12 protein-coding genes are annotated in these 25,650 nt (G+C 32.8%); all 12 read left to right on the top strand.

Features of this window, described 5'->3' with window-relative positions; all coding sequences use genetic code 11:
* The 12 genes from B5464_RS06010 (at position 1) to B5464_RS05955 (ending at position 25,634) form a co-directional block, all read left to right on the top strand.
* Entirely contained in the window at positions 1–2,949 is a 2,949-nt protein-coding gene (locus B5464_RS06010) for a glycoside hydrolase family 2 protein (RefSeq protein ID WP_079737622.1), read from the top strand.
* Positions 2,950–3,122: 173 nt separating this feature from the next.
* Positions 3,123–5,393 carry a glycoside hydrolase family 3 N-terminal domain-containing protein gene (locus tag B5464_RS06005; protein ID WP_079737621.1) on the top strand — a complete coding sequence of 757 codons (2,271 nt, stop codon included), beginning with the start codon at positions 3,123–3,125 and terminating at the stop codon, positions 5,391–5,393.
* Positions 5,394–5,399: 6 nt separating this feature from the next.
* Positions 5,400–6,533: a glycoside hydrolase family 105 protein gene (locus B5464_RS06000; protein WP_079737620.1), complete on the top strand. Its 1,134-nt coding sequence runs from the start codon at positions 5,400–5,402 to the stop codon at positions 6,531–6,533.
* A gap of 205 nt (positions 6,534–6,738) precedes the next feature.
* Positions 6,739–8,928 (top strand): beta-xylosidase, encoded by a 2,190-nt coding sequence (locus tag B5464_RS05995; RefSeq protein WP_231963659.1) that lies wholly within the window; start codon positions 6,739–6,741, stop codon positions 8,926–8,928.
* 232 nt (positions 8,929–9,160) lie between these two features.
* On the top strand, positions 9,161–11,578 hold the full coding sequence (locus B5464_RS05990; protein ID WP_172830863.1) for a heparinase II/III family protein: 2,418 nt from the start codon (positions 9,161–9,163) through the stop codon (positions 11,576–11,578).
* Positions 11,579–11,714: 136 nt separating this feature from the next.
* Positions 11,715–13,727, top strand: coding sequence for an RICIN domain-containing protein (locus B5464_RS05985; protein WP_079737617.1), 2,013 nt, complete (start codon positions 11,715–11,717; stop codon positions 13,725–13,727).
* A 134-nt stretch (positions 13,728–13,861) separates the two neighbouring features.
* Positions 13,862–15,778, top strand: a complete 1,917-nt coding sequence (locus B5464_RS05980) for a hypothetical protein (protein ID WP_079737616.1) — start codon at positions 13,862–13,864, stop codon at positions 15,776–15,778.
* A 73-nt stretch (positions 15,779–15,851) separates the two neighbouring features.
* Positions 15,852–19,091: a family 78 glycoside hydrolase catalytic domain gene (locus B5464_RS05975; RefSeq protein WP_079737615.1), complete on the top strand. Its 3,240-nt coding sequence runs from the start codon at positions 15,852–15,854 to the stop codon at positions 19,089–19,091.
* Between the two features lie 6 nt (positions 19,092–19,097).
* Positions 19,098–21,473 (top strand): alpha-L-rhamnosidase C-terminal domain-containing protein, encoded by a 2,376-nt coding sequence (locus tag B5464_RS05970; RefSeq protein WP_079737614.1) that lies wholly within the window; start codon positions 19,098–19,100, stop codon positions 21,471–21,473.
* Positions 21,474–21,490: 17 nt separating this feature from the next.
* Positions 21,491–22,720 (top strand): mandelate racemase/muconate lactonizing enzyme family protein, encoded by a 1,230-nt coding sequence (locus tag B5464_RS05965; protein WP_154066942.1) that lies wholly within the window; start codon positions 21,491–21,493, stop codon positions 22,718–22,720.
* 86 nt (positions 22,721–22,806) lie between these two features.
* Positions 22,807–24,207: a sulfatase gene (locus tag B5464_RS05960; RefSeq protein ID WP_079737612.1), complete on the top strand. Its 1,401-nt coding sequence runs from the start codon at positions 22,807–22,809 to the stop codon at positions 24,205–24,207.
* 14 nt (positions 24,208–24,221) lie between these two features.
* A complete protein-coding gene (locus B5464_RS05955; protein ID WP_079737611.1) occupies positions 24,222–25,634 on the top strand; it encodes an L-fucose/L-arabinose isomerase family protein in 1,413 nt (470 codons plus the stop codon).
* Positions 25,635–25,650 lie beyond the last annotated feature (16 nt).

Genomic DNA, 25,650 nt, shown 5'->3' with positions numbered 1-25,650 from the left:
ATGATTAAGAAATCAATAATTGTACTTGCATTTATATGTTATGTGTTGCAATTAAATGCGCAACAGAGTAGAACAAAATATAATTTTAATCCAAATTGGAAATTTATAAAAGCAAATCCTACAAATGCACAAGCTGTAGATTATGATGATGCAACTTGGTCTACAATAAGCACGCCTCATACTTTTAATGATACAGATACTTTTGATGATTTAAGTATTGGTAAACATATAGGAGAGAAAAATCAATTTAGAGGAACAGTTTGGTATAGAAAACATTTTAAAGTGCCAAAAACAGATTCTGGTAAAAAAATCTACATAGAATTTGAATCTGTTCGTCAAATAGCAGACGTGTACATCAATGGAACATATATAGGAACCAATAAAACAGGTTTTATTCCTTTTGGATACGACATATCTCAACACCTAAATTATGGAGATAAAGAGAATATCATAGCAGTAAAAGTAAACAATGATAGAGGAGAACATTTTAGAGAAAACTTTCCTTTAGTTTGGCACCATGAACATTGGCATCCAAATCATGGAGGAATCTATAGAAATGTATTTTTACATGTTATGAATTCTGTTCATATTACTTTGCCTTTATATGATAATTTAAAAACAGTAGGTACTTATGTTCACGCAGAAAACATATCGAAAAAGAAAGCAGATATTTATGTTTCTGCAGAAACAATCAATGAATCATCAGTAGAAAAAACAATCACTTTTGAAGCTAAAATTATTGATGCTGATGGAAAAACAGTATGTACTTCAAAGAAGAAAAAAGTATTACAACCAGGAGAAACTTTTACCTTTTCGACAAAAAATAAAGTAAAAAAACCAAATTTATGGTACACTCGTAAACCATACATGTATAAAGTTGTTACTACATTAAAAGAAGATGAAATAGAATTAGACTCTTACACAACGCCTTTAGGAATTAGAACTTTTAAGTTTGATAAAGATACAGGTTTTCATAATAATGGTGAGTATGCTAAACTACATGGTTGGGGACAAAAACCTACTGCTGGTTGGGCAGGTTTAGGAGCAGCACAACCAGATTGGTTAAAAGAATTTACCTATCGTTTAATGGATGAAGCAGGAGGTAATTTTATACGTTGGGGACATTGTGCTGGTTCACCGGCAGAAATTGCAATGGGAGACAAATATGGTTTTGTAACTTTAATGCCAGGTGTAAGTGGTGAATCTCAAGATGAAGGTGAAACTTGGGATGTTAGAATTGCTGCGTTTAGAGATATGATTGTGTATTATAGAAATCACCCATCTATTTTTATTTGGGAAGGTGGTAACTGGGCAGAAACCGAAGCACATTACAAAGAAATTTTAAATATTATTAATACCTATGACCCTCACGGAAAACGTTTAATGGGAAATAGAAGAGCAGATGTAAAAGAAGATTCAGAACCATATATTTCTATTGAAATTGGTACGGAAGGTTGGCAAAGAGAATATGCACATTTACCGCTAATTGAAAGTGAATATTTAAGAGACGAAGGTGCAAGACGTGTTTGGGATAAATTTACCCCTGATGACAATTTTTGGACCCATCCTAACATCTCAAGAAACGTTTATAAAATTGGTTCAGAAATTTTTGCGATTCGTCAAGTAGAAGATTGGTGGGGTAAAATGGGAAAGAAATCGTATCACAGTGGAGGTGCTAATTGGGTGTTTTCAGATGGTACTCATGGTGGAAGAAATCCAACAGAGGTTACCAGAGCAAGTGGCGAGGTAGATGCTGTAAGATTAAAAAAAGAAGCTTTTTACACCACAAAAGCAATGTGGAGACCAGAAGCTCAAATTCATGTAGTTGGTCATTGGAATTACGAAGCAGGTACAAAAAAAACAATGTATGTAGTTTCTAACTGTACAAAAGTAAAATTATACATCAACAATAAATTAATAGCAATAGATGACAAAGCTGATAGTGGGTATTTGTATAAATTCCCTAATGTTGAATTCCAAGAAGGAGAAATTAAAGTAGAAGGTTATTTAAATGACAAATTATTGGTTTCTCAAACTAAAAAAACGGTTGGAGAATCAGTTGCAATTAAATTATCATCAACTGTGGGTCCAGAAGGATGGTTAGCAGATGGATCTGATATCGCTTTAGTTGATTTTGAAATTGTAGATAAAGAAGGTCATAGAAATCCTTTAGGTAGAAATAAAGTTGATTTTACTATTTCTGGTCCTGGAATTTGGAGAGGTGGTTACAATAGTGGAAAAGCTAACACCACAAACAATTTATTTTTAGATGCAGAAGCAGGGATTAATCGTTTGGCAATTCGTTCTATGTTACAAGCTGGAACTGTAACCATTACCGCTAGTGCAGAAGGTTTAAAATCAGATACGATTACTATTACATCTAAATCTGTGGCTATTGATAACGGATTGTCAAAATTATTACCTCAAGAATTTAAAGTTGATGCTAATTTTGAAGAACCTTTGCCAATTTACACACCAAAAACTGAACCTTACAACCCTGCAAGAGTTAACAAAAGCGATTTGTTTACCAAGTTTAGTTACACAGGAAATGGAAAAGCAGCACTCAGAAAAAATGTACATTGGGGTAAAAAAGCCTATACAGATATGGAACATAATTATACTGTTATTCCTAGATATTTGGTAGGTTCAGAATACATTAGAGTTCCGAATTCTGATGGTAAGTATTGGGCAAGAGATCAATTACAATTTATTGCAGGTAAAGACATGATTATTTATGTTGGTCATGATGATCGTGTAGAAAGACCAGTATTTTTAACTAAAGATTATAAAGATACAGGAGATGATGTTAATTTAGGAGGTGTTAAAATGTCACTTTTTAAAAGAATAGCAAAAAAAGGAGAAAGTATAATTATGGCAGGTAATAGTGATGGTGATGTTCCTGAAAATACAAGAATGTATTTTGTAATTGGAAAAAAAGTAAAAAAATAACGAATCGATTATATTATAATTTTTTGGAAAGAAAAAGTTAAGGTTTCTTGTACTTTAAATACCATTATAGTACAGGATACCTTTTTTTAGTATAAAAATTATTTTTATTTTTCTTTAGAAGGATTAATAAAAAATCAAATACGAATCAATTCAATTTCAAAATAAAACAATACATGAAGAAATTACTAATTTTATCTTTAATCGCAGTTCTCTTTTATGCATGTGGAGATTCATCATCAAAAGAAAAAGATTATAAAGATAAATCTTTATCAATAGATGAAAGAGTTGACGCACTACTTCCGCTAATGTCTACAGAAGAAAAAGTAGCACAAATGCGAATTTTTCATGCCAATATTGGTGCAAAACCAGACGAAAATGGAAATTTAAAATTATCTAAAAGAGTAATTAAAAAACTAAAATTAGGTATTGCTGGAATAAAAAATCCGGGAGAACATATAGATCCTGTGGCTGCAGCCAAAATGAATAACGAGTTGCAAAAGTATATTATAGAGAATAACAGATGGGGCATACCTGCTTTATTTGTTACAGAATCTTACAATGGTGTAGATGCTGATGGTTGTACTTTGTTTGGTCGCCCAATGACGTCTGCAGCATCTTTTAATCCAGAATTAGTGCAAAGACAATGGGATGTTGTTGGTAGAGAAGCACGTTTAAGAGGTATGCACATGTGCCATTCCCCAGAAGCAGATATTGTTAGAGATCCTCGTTTTGGTAGAATGAGTGAAGCCTTTGGAGAAGATACTTATCTAACAACTCAAATGGTTAAAAATGCCATTATTGGTGTGCAAGGAAATTACGAAGGTTTAGGCGCAGGAACACATATTGGTGCTGTTGCAAAACATTTTGCAGGTTATGGCCAAGTGTTAGGAGGTTCTAATTTTGCTGCAATAGAAATTTCTGAAAGAACATTAATAGACGAAATCTATCCGCCTTTTGAAGCGGCTGTAAAAGAAGCAAAAACATTAGGAATTATGGCTTCTCATGGAGATTTAAATGGAGTAGCAAGTCATGGAAATCCAGAGTTGTTAACAGGAGTTTTAAGAGATGATTGGGGTTTTGAAGGTTATGTGGTTTCAGATTCTAATGATATTGCACGTTTATTTTACTTTATGGGTGTTGCAGAATCTCCAGAAGCTGCTGCACAAATGGGGCTAGAAGCAGGTATAGATATCGATTTATATGCAGAAGATTCGTATTCTTATTTACCAAAAATGGTAGAAAAAAATCCTGAATTAATGAAGTTGATTGACCGATCTGTTAAACGTGTTTTAAGAACAAAGTTTATCTTAGGTTTGTTTGATAATCCTTACATAGATTTAGAAGAAACTAAAAAAGGAGTTCGTGCAGCATCTTCTTTAGAATTGGCAAAAGAATCTGATTTAGAATCTATTATTTTATTAAAGAATGAAGAAAATACGTTGCCTTTAAATAAAAATAGATCAACAAAAGTTGCTCTTTTAGGTCCTTTATTAAAAGAGAATACCAAAGAAATGTTTGAGTCTGCAGTTGGAAATAGCAATGTAAAATTCACCGCAGAAAAAGGGTTTAATTTAACTAACGAAAAAGGTGGTGCTCCAGAATTATTAAATAGAGATCCAAAAGCGATTGCTAAATTGGTAAATATTGCAAAACGATCTGATGTGGTTGTGTTGTTTTTAGGAGGCGATAAATTTACAGCGAAAGAAGCATATTTTAGTAATAGTACTTTAGGAGACAGAGCAACTATAGATCCTGTTGGCCCACAAGATGAATTGGTAGAAAAAATCACTGCTTTAGGGAAAAAAGTAATTGTAGTATTAAAACACAGAAGAACATTATCTATAAACACAATTGCAAAAGAAGCAGATGCAATTTTAGATACATGGGATTTAAGTGAATTTGGAGATCATTCTACTGCTAAAATTATTTTTGGAGATGTTTCTCCTTCAGGAAAATCTCCCGTAACTATTCCAAGATCAATAGGTCAGTTACCTTACCATTATAGTATGAAAGAAATCAACTATAAAAAAGAATATTTATTTTTAGAAAAAGGACCAATTTATCCTTTTGGACATGGTTTAAGTTATGGTGATTTCGAATATTCTGATATTAAATTATCAAGTTCAGAAATTACACCAGATACAGAAATTACTGCAAGTGTAACAGTTACTAACAACAGCAAAGTAAAAGCTAAGGAAGTAATACAAATGTATCTTAAAGATGAAATTGGATCTGTAACAAGACCAGATAAAGAATTAAAAGGATTTCAGAAGATTGAATTTGCTGCAGGCGAAAGTAAAACGATATCTTTTAAAATTACACCTAAAATGTTAGAATTTACAGGCATTTCTATGCAAAAAGTATTAGAAGCTGGAGATTATACTGTTAAAATAGGTACTTCTTCAAATCAATATCTAGAAGCAAAATTCAAATTAAAAAAATAGTCGATAATGAAAAAATCAATAGTAGTTTTATTAAGTGTTTTAACGCTTATTAGTTGCTCTAAATCGCAAACAGCAGTTGCTGAAAAAAGTGCTAATTTAGATCATACAGCAATAAAAAAATCGATGATAAAAGCCCTAGAATGGCAAGAGGCGCATCCTATTTTTGCAATTGCACCTACAGATTGGACAGCAGGAGCCTACTATACAGGTGTTGCAAGAGCACACAAAACAACTAAAAACATGATGTATATGGCTGCACTTAAAAACCAGGCATATTGGAATAAGTGGCAAACTTACAATCGCTTACATCATGCAGATGATGTAGCCATTTCGTATAGCTATTTATATGTTGCTAGAAACGAAAAAAGAAGAAATTTTGCAGATTTAGAACCTACAAAAAAGTTTTTAGACACGCATTTATTTGAAGATAATAACTGGAAAGCAGGTACAAACAAAAGTAAAGAAGACAAAACTATTTTATGGTGGTGGTGTGATGCTTTATTTATGGCTCCTCCAGTAGTTAATTTATATGCAAAACATACAAAGCAACCTAAATACTTAGAAGCAATGCATAAATATTATATGGAAGCATATAATAGATTGTATGATAAAGAAGAAAATTTATTTGCAAGAGATATGCGTTTTGTTTGGAAAGGAACAAAAGATGATAGAAAAGAACCAAATGGTAAAAAAGTATTTTGGTCTAGAGGAAATGGCTGGGTAATTGGTGGTTTGGCGTTACTTTTAGATGATATGCCAAAAGATTATGAACACAGAGATTTTTATGTAAGCCTTTATAAAGAAATGGCAGCTAAAATATTAGAAATTCAACCAGAAGATGGTTTATGGAGAACAAGTTTGTTAAGTCCGGAATCTTATAATCATGGAGAAGTAAGTGGAAGTGGTTTTTACACATTTGCTTTAGCTTGGGGTATTAACAATGGTTTATTAGACAAAAAACATACTTCTGCAGTAAAAAAAGCATGGAGTGGTTTAGCTGCTTGCCAACACGAAGATGGTAGAGTAGGTTGGGTACAAAATATTGGTGCTTTTCCAGAACCTGCATCTGCAGATAGTTGGCAAAATTTTGGTACTGGTGCGTACTTATTGGCTGGTAGTGAAATATTAAAATTGAAGTAAATAATTTCAAAAAAAATATTAAGATCGAGGGTAAAATCCTCGATTTTTTTGCTTTAAATAAACGGTGTTAAGTACTTTAATATTGTTAGTTGTAAAAGTAAATCAGGACTACACAGGATAGATATTACTTTGTATAAAAGTAAATTTATAGACTATAATAACTTACAATATAATTTAGAATTTAATAAATCAATCAACAAATAAGATGATGAAAAATATAACTGCTATCAAATTAGTTCTTTTAGTATTTCTATTAAATCTATTTAATGCATGTACATCTACTGAAGCTAATAGTTCTAATAGCAAAGAAGATGATGAAATTACTAGCAAGGTGAACGACTTATTAAGTCAAATGACTTTAGAAGAAAAAATTGCAGAAATGACCCAAGATGCTCCTGCAAACGAAAGATTAGGAATCCCGTATATGAAATATGCAGAAGCATTACATGGTGTTTGGCTTGTTTTAGATTATTATGGTAATACAACCGTGTATCCACAGGCAATTGCCGCTGCTTCTACTTGGCAACCAGAGTTGGTTAAAAAAATGGCTTCACAAACCGCTTTAGAAGCTAGAACTTTAGGCGTTACACACACCTATTCACCTAATTTAGATGTAATTTCTGGTGATCCAAGATATGGTCGTGTAGAAGAATCTTACGGAGAAGATCCTTATTTAGTGTCTAGAATGGGTGTTGCATTTATACAAGGTTTACAAGGAATGGGTAAGGAAAGATTTGATGAAAATCATGTAATTGCAACTGCAAAGCATTTTATTGGCTATCCAGAAAACAGACGTGGAATTAACGGTGGTTTTAGTGATATGTCTGAGCGAAGATTAAGAGAGGTTTATTTACCACCTTTTGAGGCTGCAATAAAAGAAGCAAAAGTTGGTGCTGTTATGCCTGGGCATCAAGATTATAATGGCGTTCCAAACCACATGAACACTTGGTTGCTAAAGGATATTTTACGTGATGAATTAGGTTTTGATGGTTTTATTGTTTCTGATAATAATGATGTTGCCCGTTTAGGAACCATGCATTTTATTGCAGAAACTAGAACAGAATCGGCTATTTTAGGTTTAAAAGCTGGTGTTGATATGGACTTAGTTATTGGAAAGAATGAGATGTTAGCAGCATATAATACCAAAGTTTTAAAAGATACGATAACTAAGAATCCTGATTTAGAAAAGTATATAGACAAAGCAACATCTCGTATTTTAAAAGCAAAATATCAATTGGGTTTATTTGATTCTGAACCAAAAGAGATTGACACAAAAACGATTAACGCAGGTAGAAAAGAACATCAAGAATTTTCTTATGAAATGGCTAAAAAAGCAATTATTTTATTAAAAAATGATAATAATACATTGCCTTTAGACATGTCTAAAATAAAATCGTTAGCTGTAATTGGACCAAATGCTCATGAAGAAAAACCTAAAAAAGGAACATATTCTTTATTAGGAGGTTATTCTGGCTTACCTCCATTTTATGTTTCTGCTTTAGACGGAATAAGAGCTAAAGTTGGCGATAAAGTAAAAATTAATTATGCCAAAGGTTGTGATTTATTAAGCAATTCTAAAGCAGGTTTTCCAAAAGCAATTGCAGCTGCAAAAAAATCTGATGCTGTTATTTTAGTTATTGGTGGTTCTAGAAAAACTGGCGGCGAAGGTGTAGATAGAGCTAATTTAGATTTGTATGGTGTGCAAAAAGAATTGGTAAAAGCAATTCATAAAACAGGTAAGCCAGTTGTGGCTGTTTTAATTAATGGAAGACCTTTGTCCATTAACTATGTTGCAGAAAATATTCCATCAATTTTAGAAACGTGGTATTTAGGTATGCGTTCTGGAGATGCCATTGCAGATGCTATTTTTGGCGATGTGAATCCAGGAGGAAAATTAACAGTTTCTTTTCCGAGGTCTGTAGGTCAAGTTCCTGTTACTTATTTACAAAGACCAGATTTTATTGGATCTGGTAAAGGGTTGTTTAAAGATGCCGACAAATCTCCGTTGTTTCCTTTTGGATATGGGTTAAGTTACACAACGTTTACATACAGTAAACCAAAATTTAAAAATGCTTCAATTTCTAAAGACGAAAGCACAACAGTTTCTGTAGATGTAACCAATACAGGAAAAAGAGCTGGAGATGAAGTGGTACAAATGTATGTTAGAGACGATTACGCTTCTGTTGGACGTTACAACAAAATGCTAAAAGGTTTTGAACGTATTTCGCTTGAACCAGGAGAAACTAAAACAGTAACTTTTACCTTAGGTTTTGATGAATTAAATATTTTAAATCAACAAATGAAAAAAGTGGTAGAACCAGGTACATTTACAATTTCAGTTGGAGCATCATCCTTAGAAAAAGATTTACATAAAGCGATATTAACAGTAAAATAGAAACTCTATTTAATTCAAAAAAAAGCCTTTTATAATTTTATTTATAAGAGGCTTTTTTATGTTTAAGCCTTAAGACTCTGCAGGATTAATTTATTGTTTAGATAGGTTAACTTTAGGTGTTAAATAAATATGTTTTAAAATGTTTAAAAAGCTGATTTTTTCGTTTATAATTTTATGTTTTTCAAGTGCTGTGTTAGCTAAGAGTTCTAATTTTTCGAGTATAAATGTAAATATGATTGCTCATTTAACAGAAAAAGAAGTGTTATTAGACACTTTAAAACATCCTCGTATTTGGGTTTCACCAAAAGATAGAAATGGTATTTTAGATAATATTTCGAAATATACTTGGGCCAATAGTTTGTTTAGTCAATTGAAAAAAAATCAATCTTCTAAATATTTAAATCATGCGAAAAATCCATCAGAAGAAATAAATTTAATACCTAATTTACCCGGAGATAGAAAAATACATAGAACAATATTAAATGATGGTGTAGAATGTGCAATACTTTATTATCTAACAGAAGATGAAAAATATGCCCAAATAGCATCAGATATAGTATATCAATATGTAAAAATGATAAGTAATAAAGATCCTTTAAAATTAAAGTTTTACCATAAAAAGTTTAATCATTTAATACAAACAAGAGAACATTTTCCGAGAGTAGCAATGATATACGATTTTGTACAGCCCTATTTAACTAACCCAAGTACAAAAGTTTATGATATAAGTACTAAAAATAAAGTGCGTTTTAATTTTAAAATTGCCCAAAAAGCTTTTGAAGTGATGGCAAATAATGTAATAAAATTGGGTGGTAATAATTCCAATCATCCTGTTTTAGAACTTCCGGGTGCTTTGTACGCTATAATTTGCATGGATAATAAAATAGCAAGAGACCGTTTTTTTGATAAAATTTTAAATGGACTGGCAAGGTCTAGGCAACCAGGAATTAATTGGATGTTAAATAGATTTAGTAAAGAAGATCGCTTATGGCCAGAATCTGCAGGTTATGGTAAGTTTACTCATGCTTTATTTATTCAGTTAATGAATATTATGGATAGATATCAACCAAATTTAAAGATTATAGATAATCATAAAGACATTTTAGAAAGTGTTTTTATTTATGAAAACTTTTTATATCCAAACGGTGCAACTATGGCTTACGGAGACATTGGTAGAAGTTTTACCAATCATGCTCATATTTATAGAAATGTTTTAAAAATTGCAGAAAGAAAAGGATATACGGCGTTAAAAAATAGAGCAGCTACTGTATTACAAGAAATTTATAAAGAAGAAGGTGGCTACAATCCAATAATAAAAAATCAAAGATTAGAATGGAACAATCCATTACAGTTATTGTGGGGTGTAAATATTGATACTTTAGTAAGTGATGCTGGTGAGCCTAAATATAGAACTGTAAAAGCAACTCACGCAGGTATTGTAATGCAACGTAATTATTCTGGTAAAGATGATAAACAGAATGGTTTAATGTATTACACTGGTGGCGGTACTTATGTTCATGCGCACGCATCAGGCTTGGATATGGAGTTGTACGGATCAGGATATGTTATTGGACCAGATTACGGAGGATCTGCTAGTGGTTATGGATCTAAACTTCATGAACAATACGCTGTTTCTTATGCAGCACATAATACAATTATTGTAAATGGTACTTCTGGTAGAGGCTCTAAAATAAATGGGAATAGTACATGGCAAAATATTGTAAATCCTGTGGTTTTAAAAGCTTCAGAGCCAAAACCGTATGTAAATGCTATTGCACAAAATTTTAGTTTTTCTACGCAGTTTTTAGGTGATGTTATTAATAATGTAAATCAGCAACGTACTAATAGCATTGTAAGAACTAGCGCAACTTCTGGTTATTATGTCGATATTTTTAGATCAGTTTCAACGACTAAAAATAATTTTCACGATTATTTATTTCATGGTTTAGGAGATAAAATGCAAATAAAATCGAAAAATAATAATTTGTTTATGGTAGATACTCCAAACAGATTTCAAAATGATTCAGGAGATGCAAGAAAACAACCAGGTTGGAGGTGGTTTTCTGATGCTAAAACATCTTTATTAACCAGCGATCCTGTTACTACAAGGTTTGATTTACAGGTTACAAAAGATTATTTACACATGAGTATTCCTGGAGGTGTTACAAAAGAATATAGTGCTGTACTTGCACCACCAACACAAGATGTAAGTAACGGATATGATAAAAAAGACACTCAGGTTTTTATAATGCGTAAATACGGTGAAGCTTGGAATAAACCTTTTATTGCGATTTACGAACCCTCTAAAAGTAATAAGCCAACAGTAAAAAGAACAGAAAACATTATTATTGATAACAAAGTTATTGGAGTAAAAGTTATTTCTAAGGTAGATGGACAAGAAATTCATGATATTATATTGTCAAATGATAACGATACAACAACTTTAAAATTACCGAAATTTAATATTGTTTTTACGGGTAGATTTGCGATTGTTAGAACTTTAATTAAGGCAAATAAAACTAATGTTTACATGTATCTAGGTGATGGTAATGAACTTCAGTTTTTAGATAAAAAAATTAAGGGAGATATAGATGGTAAGGCATATTTAGAGTATATTTTGAAATATGATATATCAAAAAATAAAAATTAAATCATATAAAAATATGCAAGTAGTTTAAATATTTGATGCTTTAATTTAATAAATACTTTAAGGTCAGGATAGGTCAGGATGGTAAATTAAAATTTTTTACGAAACTTTACCATACTAATAACGATTTATAAAACTTATGTTAATAAAAGGAATTCAGAATAATACTTTCAAATCAATACTATTTTTTGTTATTGTTTTATTTACGTTTTGTGCTTTTGCACAAGATGCGCCACCTTCTGATGGTGTTTTTAGGTTACAAAATGTAGCAACAGGAAAATATTTAACAGATGCAGGTTCAAGTGCATCTGCTGTAACGATGTCAGATTCAAGAGAAAATGTAAGTACCCATTTTAAATTTGTACAAAGTGGCTCTTTTTACAATATAGATAGTGAAGTTTTAGGAATACTTCGTGCTCCTGGTGCGGGTGGTCCTGGAGGTGCTTATGTAGTTGTTAGTACAACTAAAAGTTCACCGGCTTCAGATACAGATAAAACATGGACTATATTTCATAATCAAACAGATGATACTTACAGATTTGGCTCTAGAACATCAGGTAGGTTTTTGTATCATGAAGAAAATGGTACTGTAACTCATGCTATTGCAGCAGATTCAGATAACAGAAGTAATTGGAAACTAATTCCTTTCGTAGAAGTTGCCGTAGAAGCAGCTTCAGACGAAGATACAAGTACAGATCTTAATTGTCCATCCTCTGGAGAATTTGAAAATAATAGTACTAGAAATGTAGATATATCTAATCCTGTAAATGTAGGAACTGCAGATGATAGAAGTTGTTATTCTGATTATTCAGAAAGTACTGTAAATAATAAAACGTGGGGTGTTTACAATATTACTGCTGGTTCTAACCATTGGGATGGCGCTACATTACAACCAAGAATAGAGCGTTCTATGCCAAGATCTGGAGAAACTGGTGTGGGTAGTTTTGCAAGATTTAACGGAACTTTTAGAATTCTAGAAGTAGGTGAATTATCAGGTAATGGAACTGGTAGCCAAGATGGAAGTTATTTAGCACAAGCAAAAGGAAAACACTCTGGCGGTGGTGGTTCTAATGACCCAGCAATTTGCTTGTATTTAGCAAAAGCAGTTTATGGGACTGGTATTAATGCAGATAAACAAGTAGCTTTTAATATATATGCAGAACGTATTTTAGAAAGAGGAGGAGAAGGCAGTGGAAGAGAAGTTGTTTTTCTAAAAAGAGTAAATAAAAATGAAGAAGTTGATTTTCAATTAGAAGTTGGTTTTAGAGCAGATCCAAATGATCCAACAAAAAAAATACATTATTGTGATGCTATAATTGGAGGAGAAGCTTTTAATTATAACATTCCAGAACCTGAAAGAGGTTTAGAATCGGGGATAAGATATGGTGCGTATCGAGTTAAAGGAGGTAGAGCTCAGTTTAGATGGGCAAACACTACATATCAAAAAGTAGAAAAAGAAGATAGCAATGTAGCAGAGCCTTCTGATGATATTTTTAGATTAAGAAATGTAGCAACAGGCAAATTTTTAACAGATGCCGGTTCCAGTGCAACACCAGTTACAATGACAGATTCTGGAGATGCAACGAATACTCATTGGACTTTTGTGAAATCTGGAGATTATTTTAATATAGATAGTGAAAGTTTTGGAATAATAAGAGCTTTAGGAACAGGAGGAGTAGTTAGTACATCAAAAGCTGCACCTGCTTCTGATAGCGATAAAGTATGGACTATACGCGACACTGGAACTGAGAATGTATTTAGATTTGAAGCTAGAAACAATGGAAGGTTTTTATATCATGAAGAAGATGGTAGCGTTTCTAATATTGCTGCTTCTGATAGTGACCAAAGAAGTTTTTGGGAAGCGATTCCTACAAGTCAATCATTAAGTATAAGTGAAGAAGAGTTGTTGTCAAAATCAATAAAAGTATATCCAAATCCGGCTAAAGAAGATTTCACCATAGAAATTAGCAATTTAAACAGTTCAAAAGTTGAAATTTTTAACCTCATAGGAAAACTTATCTTTACTAAAGAAGTAAATGAAAACAAAATTCAAATAAACAACTATAATAGATTTAAGCAAGGAGTCTATTTTGTAAAAGTTACTACAAAAGACAACAATAAAGTGTATCGCAAAAAACTTATAATTAAGTAAATTATAATTTTATCTTAATAAAAAAGCCAGAAGAATATTCTTCTGGCTTTTTTTATTTTAAATTAATCAGGATAAAACAGGATACAGATTAAACTTAATCTTCATAATTTCATAATTCATAAAATATATTTAGAATGAAAAGACGTAACTTTCTACAACTCTCTGCATTTGCAGCTGTAGGTTTATCATTACCAATGTCAGGAATATTAAATGGCTGTTCTAATCAACTAGAACATTCTTTAGAATTTAAAAACTTAATCACAGGTTTATTAAAAGATTGGAGTGATGGTATGTTGAAAGTTCAAATTAATAATCCATCAAATTTAGATGTTCATGGTGCATTAGGTTGCCCATCTTGTTCTCATATTCATGGACGATGTATGGATGCCGTCTATCCGTTTTTATACATGGCAGATAAAACTGGTGATCAAAAATATGTAGAAGGCGCAAAATTAGTAATGACTTGGGCAGAAAACAATGTCTCTCAAGAAAATGGTGCTTGGACCGTAATTAAAAATCCAAAATCTTGGAAAGGAATTACAATTTTTGGTGCAATAGCTTTAGCGGAAGCATTGCATTATCATGGGCATGTTTTAGATGAAGAAACTCGCAAAGCTTGGACACTTCGTTTGGAAAAAGCAGGTCAATATATTTATGACACATTTACTATAGATTTTACCAATATCAATTACCCAGGAACAGCAGTTTATGGTTTAAATTTAATTGGAAATGTTGTAAAAAGAGATGATTTTAAAGCGAAGAGTAAAACTTTAGCGACTCAAGTAAAAGCTTATTTTACAGAAAATGAAGGGTTGTTATTTGGAGAATGTAAAAAAAGCTCAAGTAAGCTAAGTGAAAAAGGTTTACATGGTGTAGATTTAGGCTACAATGTTGAGGAAACATTGAATAGTTTGGTGATGTATGCAATAAAAGAGAAAGATGATGAATTACTACAAATCTTAACCAAATCATTAAACAGTCATTTAGAGTTTATGTTACCAGATGGTGCTTGGGATAATAGTTGGGGTAACAGAATGTATAAATGGAGTTATTGGGGAAGTAGAACTTGTGATGGTAGTCAGCCAGCATTCGCAATGATGGCAAATATCAATCCAGCATTTGGTACAGCAGCCGTAAAAAATACAGAATTATTACAACGTTGCACTACAGATGGATTAATTCATGGAGGTCCTGGTTTTATTGAAGCAGGAATTCCAGCGTGTGTACATCATACATTTACACATGCCAAACCTTTAGCAGCATTATTAGATCATTGGGATCATTTACCAGAAATAAATGCAAATGCTAGTTTGCCTAGAGCAACCGCAGATGGTGTAAAACACTTTAAAGATTTAGATGTTTATCTTTTTGCAAGAGGAGATTGGAGAGGTACTGTAAGTGCTTACGATGCAGAATATCATTACAAATACGATTTTAGACAAGCATCTGGTGGGGCTTTAGGAGTTTTATATCACAACAAAGTCGGACTTTTATGTGCTGCAAGTATGGCAGAATATCATTTAGTAGAAAAAAACAATCAGCAACCACAACCAGGTAAAGATATTTGTTTAACGCCAAGAATTGAAACTTTTAAAGACGAGGTTTGGTACACAAACTTATACGATTTACCAGCAACAGTAGCAACTAAAGATACAAACGAAACTATTGAATTAATAGCAGACGTAAAGTTAAAAAATGTAGATAGAAAAGAAGTTGAAGGTACTGCTGCTGCATTCGATATTGGGTACAATTGTACTGCTGATAAAACAGAAATTACAGTAACTACACAACAAGATATCAAAGCACAAACTGCTTTTGTATTGCCAATAATTTCTCCTTCAAGTGAAGTTATTTCAAAAATTAATGAGAACGAAATTACCATTCAAAAACCAGAAGGATTGTTAACCATTAAGGCAACTGCACCAATAAAGACAAAAGAAATGGAAGGAAAAAGAACTTTTAACATGGTTCCAGGGGTAGAAGCCTTACCATTAGAAGTATTTTTCGAAAAAGGAAGTAAAAAATTAGAAATTTCAATAACCGTAAGTTAATTTTTTCTGATTCTATTTTATTACAATTTATGCAATAATCACAGAAATTTAAAACCTGTCTAAAAATTTACAAATGATTAAAAGGTATCCATTCATATTAATTTTTCTTTTAGCTGTTTTTTATGGATGCGAATCCTCATCAGTAATAAAAGTAAACGATTTAAAATGTGAATATCGCAAGAATCCATTAGGAATCGAGAATACAAAACCTCGTTTAAGTTGGAAACTTTTTGAAACGAATCAAACTAGAGGACAAAAACAAACAGCTTATCAAATTTTTGTAGCTAGTAGTTTAGAAAACCTTGATAAAAATATTGCAGATGTTTGGGATTCTGGTAAGGTAGATTCCAATCAGTCTGTAAATGTAACTTATCAAGGTAATGAACTAGTATCTGCAAAGCAGTATTATTGGAAAGTAAAAGTTTGGGATAAAGATGGAAATGTTTCTAATTGGAGTAATTCAGGAAAGTTTTCTATGGGATTACTAAAACAATCGGATTGGAAAGGTGATTGGATTTTAAAACAGAATCAGAAAAAAACAGACCATAATTGGTACAGAAAAAATGTAACACTTTCAGATAAAGCTTCATCAGCATTTGTGTTTGTTGGGTCTTTTGGCTATCACGAATTGTATGTAAATGGTGAAAAAATTACCCAAAATGTAATGAATCCTGTATCAACTTACATGAAAAAAAGGATTGCTTATTTAACCTATGATATTTCTGATAAACTAAAAAAAGGAGACAATGTTATTGCCATTTGGCACGCTGCAGGTTGGTCTCGTTGGCGAAGAATTAGAGAATATAGAAACATCCCTTTTGTATTTAAAGCACAAGCCGAAATTGTAGCAGGTGGTAAACAAATTACTTTAAAAACAGATACTTCTTGGAAAACTAAAAAAAGCCACACAGAATATTATGGAGATTGGGATATTTTGCGTTTTGGTGGAGAAACCATTGATGATAGAAAACGAGAAGATGATTGGAATACATCAAAATATGATGATAGTAATTGGATGAATGCCAGTGTGTATAATCACGAAGAACTGAATGCGAAAATTCCTGAAGGAAATAACATCAGTTTTGCATTAAATAGCAGAAAAAATAGAGAAGTAAGAGCAATTTACAGTCCAATTAAAGCAAAATTGAGTGCACAAATGGTAGAGTCTCAAGTAAAATTTAAAGAAATAAAGGCGATTGGAGTTGATAAAAATGATGATGGAACATACAGAATTGATATGGGAGAAAATTATACTGGTTTTTTCGAAATGGATTTGTATCAAGGGCAAGAAGGCGATTCTATTTTATTTGAAATTAGCGACAGAACAGAAGTACAATCGAATTGGAAACAAAAAAGTAAATATATTTTTGGAAAATCAGGTAAAGGGAAATTTGAAAATCGATTTAATGTCGCAGGTGGACGTTGGATTACCATTCACGGATTAAAATATCAACCTAAAATAGAAGATGCAAAAGGTTATGTTGTCACAAACAATCGTAAGCAGATTAGTAGTTTTAAATCTTCAAGTAAGCAATTAAATCAGATTTATCAAGTGAACTTAAACACTTATTTAGCCAATACTATGGATGGTATTTTGGTTGATTGTCCGCATCGTGAACGTCGTGGTTGGGGAGAAGTAACAGTAGCTGCTATGTATGGTGATGCTTTGCCAAATTTTGAAAGTGGCGCTTATATGGATCAGTATTTACAATATACAAGAGATGCGCAATTGCCAGATGGAAAAACACGAGCTGTGATTAATGAAGAAGATCGTCCGTTTTTAATGTGGAAAGCAAATAACCCGCTAACTGTTTGGGAAACCTACAGAATGTTGGGTGATAAAAAAGTATTGAAAGACAATTATAAGTCTATGCAAAAATGGATGACTTGGTTGTATGAAAACTCAAATTACGAAACAAAAGGAGCCATAAAAGCTGGTAAACAGGGCTTAAGAGAATTCCCGGGATTGGGAGATTGGTGTACACCAAGAGGTAACTTCTGGACAAGTAGTAACTCGCCAGAAGCTATTCATTTTAACAACTGTTTGTATGCGTTTATGTTAGAAAATGCAATGAATATTGCAGACGTTTTAGGAAAAACCGAAGATGCTAAAACTTATAAGGATAGACTGAAAGTTCAACAAGAAGCGACACATAAATTATCATATAATCCAGAAACTGGAAAATATGTAAAAGGCTATCAAGTAGATCAAGCTTTTGCCTTAATATCTGGCGTAACACCAGCATCAGAAAAAGAAAAAGTAGCAGCAAATTTGGCAGATAATGTCTTGTATAAATTTCCGTATTACGATACAGGAAGCTCTGGTCAGGCACTTTATACGCGCTATTTTACAGAGTATGGAGAGCGTATGGATTTAATTTACGAGCTGTTAAGAGACAAGCATCACCCTAGTTATGGTTATTTTTTAGAACAAGGCAAAACAGTTTGGCCAGAACGTTGGTCTGCAGTTGGAAACAGTCAAATACATACGTGTTACACAGGAATTGGTGGTTATTTTATCAAAGGTTTTGGCGGAATTCGCCCAAATCCTGAAGAATTAGGAATGCAAAATATGATTGTAAAACCTGCACCTGTTGGCGATTTAACTTTTGCAAACACAAGCTATGAATCGATGTATGGAAACGTAGTTGTAAACTGGAAAAAAGAAGATAATGGCGCAACATTTCACATTGAAATTCCTGTAAATACAAGGGCTAAAGTTTATTTACCAGCAACAAGTAAAGACGGAATAAGTGAAAGTGGTCTTTTAGCAGAGAAATCGGATAATATCACTTACGTTGGAGCAGAAAAAAGTAAAGCTGTTGGTAATTATGTAATTTATAATGTTACTTCTGGAGTTTACAATTTTAAGGTGGATGAAATGCCTGTAACACAATTTCCTGAACCTTTAAATGATTTAAAGAATCTTGCGAAACTAGGAAGAATGAATGCCTCATCAATGTTTATTAAAACAGAAAAACTACCCGTTTTTGAAGCCTTTAGAGTAAATGATGAAGATGAAGAAACACGTTGGTTAGCAACAGAAACCAAAAATCAATATTTAGAAGTAGATTGGGTAAAACCACAAACGTTTAATCAGATTGTTGTTGATGAATATGAAAATAATATCACTTCTTATAAACTTCAATATTTAGAAAATGGTAAATGGAAAGATATTGTAAAAGGAACCAGTTGTGGTGCAATCAAAACGCATCAATTTGATCAAATAAAAACCACAAAAGTTAGGGTTTTTATTGTTGATGCAAAACAAGCGCCTTCAATTAAAGAAATTAAAATTTTTGATAAAAATTAATTAAATATGCTCAAATCAAATCATAAAAAAGAAGTCTTATTTCTACTTACGATTCTTTTTACAACCTTAGTAAATTTTGCAGCTACGTCGCCAAATTGGGAAGGCGCTCAATGGATTTGGCAAGAAGAAGATGGTCCATCTAACACATGGATGAGTTTTAGAAAAACAATTGCAGTAGAAGAAATTCCGGAAATAGTTGAAGCACATATTGCTGTAGATAGCAAGTTTTGGTTATGGATAAACGGAGAAATGGTGATTTTTGAAGGAGGTTTATCAAGAGGCCCAAGTCAAGCAGGAGACTGGAATAGAAAGAAAAAAATAACACCTACAAACTCTTGGTACGAAACGATTGATATTCAACCTTATTTAAAAAAAGGTAACAATACTATTGCAATATTAGTTTGGTTTTGGGGAAGAGAAACACATAAAGGTACGCATATTGATAGTGGAAAAGGAGGTCTTTTGTTTTCTGCACAAATTGGAAATCAAAAATTAGTTTCTAATGCATCTTGGAAAGCCATACAACATCCTGCTTATAGCAATAGTATACCACCAGCGAGTAAAGCTTTAGTTCAGTATCCTGTGCAGTTTGATGCTAAAAAGTCTATGGGAGATTGGTCTAAAAATGCTTGGTATACTTCTAATTTTGATGATAGTAATTGGCCAAAATCCTTAGAAAAAGGAAATGCAGGTATTGCACCTTGGTATAATCTAGAGCCTAATATTGTACCTCAGTTAATAAACCATGGTTTAGAAAATTATAAAAATCATAATGACTTACAATTTCCATTTATAAGCAGTGGGCAAGTTATAAAATGCAAACTTCCTTCTAATAAACAAATTACACCGTATTTAGAAGTCGAAGCAAAAGCTGGCGATACAATTTTTGTAACAACAGACAATCGGCTTAATAAAATTACAGCAACTTATATCACTAGAGCAGGAACTCAGAAGTTTGAAAGTTTTTCTTGGATGAATGGTAATGAAATACGTTATACCATTCCAAAAGGTGTTAAAGTAAAAGCTTTAAAGTACAGGTGGATGAGTGTAGGCGAAATGGTTGGTAAATTTGAAATTGATGATCCATTTTATAATCGTTTATGGTGGATGGGAAATAATACCTTATTTGTTTGTGCTCGAGATAATTTTATGGATTGCCCAGATAGAGAACGTGCACTTTGGATTGGAGATGTAGCCGACCAAACAGGTTACCTATTTTATTCTATGGATAATGCAGGACGCCAACTACTTAAAAAAGCTATTCTACAAACGATGTCTTTTAGTCAAGATGGTGTAATAGGTGCGTTAGGTCCTTTAAGAGTTCGTGAGTTGGTTGCGCAAAGTTTACAATTTATTGCACAAAGTATTTGGCCTTATTATTTAAATACGGGCGACAAAGAAACCTTACAAAAGGTGTATCCATTTGTATATGAGTATTTAGCATTATTTCCAATGCAAGAAAACGGATTGCCAGAATACCGTAAAAGGAAAAGTCCAGATTCTTGGGATTGGGTAGATTGGGGTGTTAAAAACACAGCGGATAAAGAACCGATACAAATGGCATTTTATTACTTGGCTTTAAATAAAGCCAAAGAAATGGCACAAGTTTTAGGTGAAGAAAAACACGCCAAATGGTATGAAAAACGCATGAAAACCATGAAACCCGCCTTTGAAAAAGCATACTGGAAAGACGGTTTTTACAGTTCAAATGCGGCAAAATTAAAAGACGATAGAGCTAATGCTATTGCAATTGTTTCAGGAATTGCAAATTCAAAATTTCACAATCAAATTGTAGACAACGTTTTAATTCCAAATCGTTATTCTAGTCCGCACTTCGAATGGCTTGCAGAAGAAGCAATGTGCATTGCTGGAAGGTATAAAGCCTCATTAGCTAGAATGAAAGAACAGTACCAAAGTCAGGTAGATAAAAAATCGATGTCTACCTTATATGAAATGTTTCCAAAAGGCGGAAGTTATAATCACGCTTGGAATGGGTCAAACAAAATTCTATCAAAATATATAGCAGGAGTTGAACCAACTAAAGTAGGGTGGAGTGAATTTCAAATATTACCTAATTTGGTACATTTTAAGCAATTTAAAAAAGTGATTCCAACAGTAAAAGGAAACATTACTATTGATTTACAGGTAAAGGATAATTCATATCAATTGGCATTAAAATCTCCTGCTAATTCATTAGCAACTATTGGAGTTCCTAAACAAGATAGGGAAATTAAGGAAGTCTTTGTTAATGGTAAGTTGGTCTGGAGAAAAGGTAAAAACAAGAAGTCTCTTAAAGGTTTAACTCATGATGGTGAAAACGAAAAGTTTCTAAAATTTAAAGTTCAATCTGGTATTTGGGAAGTTAATGCCACTTACAATTAGTTTAAAATAAATCACTTTTGAAAACAAATAGACGCGACTTTATAAAAAGTATGTCTGCACTTGGAATTCTGGGTGCAACCTATCCTTTGTTATCTGCTTGTGCAAGTAAAAATGGAAATGAATATTTAAACGAAAAGATTACAAAGATCGAAATATTTCGATACGATATTAATATACCTCGTTATTTTTCTTGGGGAACTTGGCACAATCGTCAGCATTTATTTATTAAAATATCTGCAGGTGATTTTTATGGTTGGACAGAAACGCCAGCATCAAAAAATAATCCAGATTTTAAACCAACAGCTTGGGTTAAATATCTAGAACAATTTAAAGGACTAACATTAGGGGAAGCTCAAAAACTATTAGCATCAGAACAGGTATTAGGAACAAAACGGTCATTAAAAATGTTAGAGTCTTTAGATATGGCACTTTTAGATGTTTCAGGAAGATTGCAAAATAAATCTGCTGTTGAATTACTAGGTTTAACAGGAACAAATCCAGTTCCAGGATTGTATTGTATTCTAGATAAGGATGAAAAAAAAGTTAGAGAAGAAGCCGAAAAAAGTATAGAACAGAATCTAGCCCATCATATGAAATTCAAAATGTATGGTGATGAAGCTGTCGATATGAAACTTCTTAAAACCATTAGAGATGTTTTAGGAGATGAAGCTGTTGTGATTTCAGATGTAAATAAAGGCTACAAAAAGTGGCAATCATTAGACAAATTAAAAGAAATTTTAGATCGTTTTAGTGCAAATGGACTGAATGCTATTGAAGATCCAGCACATTTAAAAACAACACAATGGATTCAATTGCAAAAAATGGTGGGTGATTTAACATTAATTCCAGATGCTCCTATGCGTCCTGCTTGGAAAGGTATCAACACCATGCAAAAAGGCATGGGACGTATTTATAATTTGCATCCCTCTACAATGGGAAGTTTAACCCACACAGCAAAATTAGCGCATAAAGTAAAGGCAATAGGTGCAAAAGTAATGATAGGTGATGATAGTTTGGTTGGTCCAGCTTGTTCTGCGTGGCAACAAATAGCGATTGGCGTTGGAGCCACTTGGGTAGAAGCGATTGAGAAAAAAGAAGACTCTAAAATCTATTTAGAATGTTTGCAAAGCTCAGCAACTAAAAAAGAAACTAATGGTTATTATTCCTTTAAACCAGCACCAGGTTTTGGACTAGAAATAAATACAGATCGTTTGAAAAAAGTAAGTGAATTGTATATAGAAGTTTAACATAAATATAAATTTTTAAAAGACTGTTGAAAACGATAAAGAGCATAATAATCATACTTAAAAAAATAGATCCTATTTTTTTCGTTATGTTATTTTTTTTCCTGTTGACGAATTGTCAAAAAAAACAAATTGTTCAAAAGCCAAATGTGCTGCTTATTTGTGTGGATGACCTTCGTCCAGAGTTAAAGAGTTTTGGAGCAGAGTATATTAACTCACCTAATATTGATGCTTTAGCGGAAAAAGGAATTAAATTTCAGAAACATTTTGTAAACTCACCAAGTTGTGGTCCATCTAGATATACCTTATTAACAGGGCAGTATGGGCCAGCTGGAAACAATGCCCTTTTTAGTAGAGCAAAAAAAATAAAACAAGGCACTCAAAAAGTAGATAAAAGTATCCCAGAGTGGTTCAGAACATATGGCTATACAACGGTTTCGATTGGAAAAGTATCTCATCACCCTGGAGGGAGAGGTGGAAAAAATTGGAATGATAGCACAAAAGTAGAGATGCCCAATGCGTGGGATAAGCATTTGATGCCAGTTGCAGAATGGCAACACCCACGAGGAATGATGCATGGATTGGCTGATGGTGAGACTCGATTAAAATCAGGCGGTATGGATGTTTTTCAAACAGCAGAAGGTAACGATAACATTTATCCAGATGGAGCAATTACAGATGAAGCTTTAAAGCAACTACGCGAACTGGCAAGCAATAATGAAAAACCATTTTTTCTTGCTGTTGGAATTATTAAACCACACCTGCCTTTTGGTGCACCTAAAACTTATTATGACAGGTATGATGGTGTTGATCTTCCCGAAATAAAACATCCTCAAAAACCGAAAGGAAGAACAACATGGCATGGATCTGGTGAATTTATGAAATACAACCGTTGGGGTAAAAATCCTAATAAAGATGCTGAATTTGCGAATGAAGTGCGTCGTCATTATGCTGCGTGTGTCAGTTATGCAGATGCCCAAGTTGGTAAAATTCTTGCAGCATTAAAAAAAACAGGAGCAGATAAAAACACTATTGTTGTACTTTGGGGAGACCATGGTTGGCATCTAGGAGAGCATGCGATTTGGGGTAAACATAGTTTGTTTGAGGAATCGTTGCATGCTCCTTTAATAATTCATTACCCAGGAATGAAACATGAAGGTTCAAATACAGATGCTATTGTAGAAACAGTCGATATTTTTCCAACGTTATGTGATTTAGCAGAAATTGAAATCCCTGAGTATGCTCATGGTTCGTCTCTAAAAGAAATATTAGTAGACCCAAATGCTAAAGGTCACTATGCTATATCCTATAAAAATAATGCTTCAACCATCAGAACTTCAACGCATAGAATGACACTACATCAGGATGGATTTGTAGAATTATATAATCACACAACAAGAGAAAAAGAAACAAAGAATATAGCAGAAGAATACCCAGAATTAGTTAAAGAGTTAAAAGTGAAGTTAAGTACTAGGTTAAAACTAGAATAAAAATATATTAAATAATGATAAAAGTAGGATTGTTTGGAGTAGGTTTGGATACCTATTGGCCTCAGTTTGAAGGACTATTAGAACGTTTAGAGGGTTATCAACTACAAATTGCTACTAAAATGGAAAGTTTTGGTGCTGAGGTTGTAAATGTTGGTTTAGTAGATTCTCCTGTAGTTGCTAGAGAAAAAGCGGAGGTACTAAAAAAAGAGGATGTAGACATCTTGTTTTTATACATCTCAACGTATGCCTTATCATCAACAGTATTGACTGTTGTACAAAAAGTAAAATGTCCTGTAGTTATTTTAAACATACAACCAGTTGCAGCTATAGATTATGAAAGTTTTAATGCGTTGGGAGATCGCGGAAAAATGACAGGAGAATGGTTGGCGCATTGTCAAGCTTGTTCGGTGCCAGAATTTGCGAATGTTTTTAATCGTGCAGGAATTGATTATGAATTTATAACGGGATATTTAGGCGAACAATTTGTTTGGGACGAAATTGAGGATTGGATTGATGCGACGAAAGTAGCTTTTATAATGCAAAATAACAGATTAGGTGTTTTAGGTCATTATTATGCAGGTATGTTAGATGTGTATTCTGATTTAACCAAACAATCTTCAGCCTTTGGGACACATATAGAAATTGTTGAAATGTGTGAAGTGAAAAAGTATCGAGATGCAGTTACGACATCTGAAATAGAAGAAAAAATAATAGAATTTAATAACGTATTTGAGGTTGTTGACGCTTGTGAAGAAGATGAAATTATTCGCGCAGCAAAAACATCAATAGCTTTAGATAAGCTAGTAGCAAATCATGATTTAGGTTCTTTAGCCTATTATTACGAAGGTGAAACTGCTAATGAATACGAAAATATTGTAACCTCTGTCATTGCAGGAAACACTTTATTAACTGGTAAAAATGTACCAGTTGCAGGAGAATATGAAGTAAAGAACGCACAAGCCATGAAAATTATGGATGCTTTTGGTGTTGGTGGTTCGTTTTCTGAATTTTATGCGATGGATTTTAATGATGATATTGTGATGTTAGGTCACGATGGTCCTGCACATTTCGCAATCGCAGAAGGTAATGTTCAATTAGTGCCTTTACCAGTTTATCACGGAAAACCAGGTAAAGGGTTGTCTATTCAAATGACAGTAAAACATGGGCCTGTAACTTTATTGTCTGTTGTAGAAGGTAAAGATGATGTATTTTTATTAGTTGCAGAAGGCGAATCTGTAGAAGGACCTGTGTTACAGATTGGAAATACAAATAGTCGTTATCGTTTTTCAATAGGTGCCAGAGCATTTATAAACGAGTGGTCAAAACAAGGTCCATCTCATCACTGTGCTATTGGTGTAGGTCATATTGCTAATAAAATCGAAAAATTGGGGAATATTTTAAATTTACGCGTGGTTCGTATTTGTTAAGAACTATCAACCAAAA

Origin of the sequence: Polaribacter sp. KT 15 (assembly GCF_900143115.1) — a bacterium.
Taxonomy (GTDB): Bacteria; Bacteroidota; Bacteroidia; order Flavobacteriales; family Flavobacteriaceae; genus Polaribacter; species Polaribacter marinaquae.
Note: the sequence above shows the minus strand (reverse complement) of the source record. Positions and strands in the feature narration are given on the sequence as shown.

Bases quoted from the DNA above. Each gene is read 5' to 3' on its own strand.
- B5464_RS06010 (WP_079737622.1), top strand. From the start codon at position 1: ATGATTAAGAAATCAATAATTGTACTTGCATTTATATGTTATGTGTTG.
- B5464_RS06005 (WP_079737621.1), top strand. From the start codon at position 3,123: ATGAAGAAATTACTAATTTTATCTTTAATCGCAGTTCTCTTTTATGCA.
- B5464_RS06000 (WP_079737620.1), top strand. From the start codon at position 5,400: ATGAAAAAATCAATAGTAGTTTTATTAAGTGTTTTAACGCTTATTAGT.
- B5464_RS05995 (WP_231963659.1), top strand. From the start codon at position 6,739: ATGATGAAAAATATAACTGCTATCAAATTAGTTCTTTTAGTATTTCTA.
- B5464_RS05990 (WP_172830863.1), top strand. From the start codon at position 9,161: ATGATTGCTCATTTAACAGAAAAAGAAGTGTTATTAGACACTTTAAAA.
- B5464_RS05985 (WP_079737617.1), top strand. From the start codon at position 11,715: ATGTTAATAAAAGGAATTCAGAATAATACTTTCAAATCAATACTATTT.
- B5464_RS05980 (WP_079737616.1), top strand. From the start codon at position 13,862: ATGAAAAGACGTAACTTTCTACAACTCTCTGCATTTGCAGCTGTAGGT.
- B5464_RS05975 (WP_079737615.1), top strand. From the start codon at position 15,852: ATGATTAAAAGGTATCCATTCATATTAATTTTTCTTTTAGCTGTTTTT.
- B5464_RS05970 (WP_079737614.1), top strand. From the start codon at position 19,098: ATGCTCAAATCAAATCATAAAAAAGAAGTCTTATTTCTACTTACGATT.
- B5464_RS05960 (WP_079737612.1), top strand. From the start codon at position 22,807: ATGTTATTTTTTTTCCTGTTGACGAATTGTCAAAAAAAACAAATTGTT.
- B5464_RS05955 (WP_079737611.1), top strand. From the start codon at position 24,222: ATGATAAAAGTAGGATTGTTTGGAGTAGGTTTGGATACCTATTGGCCT.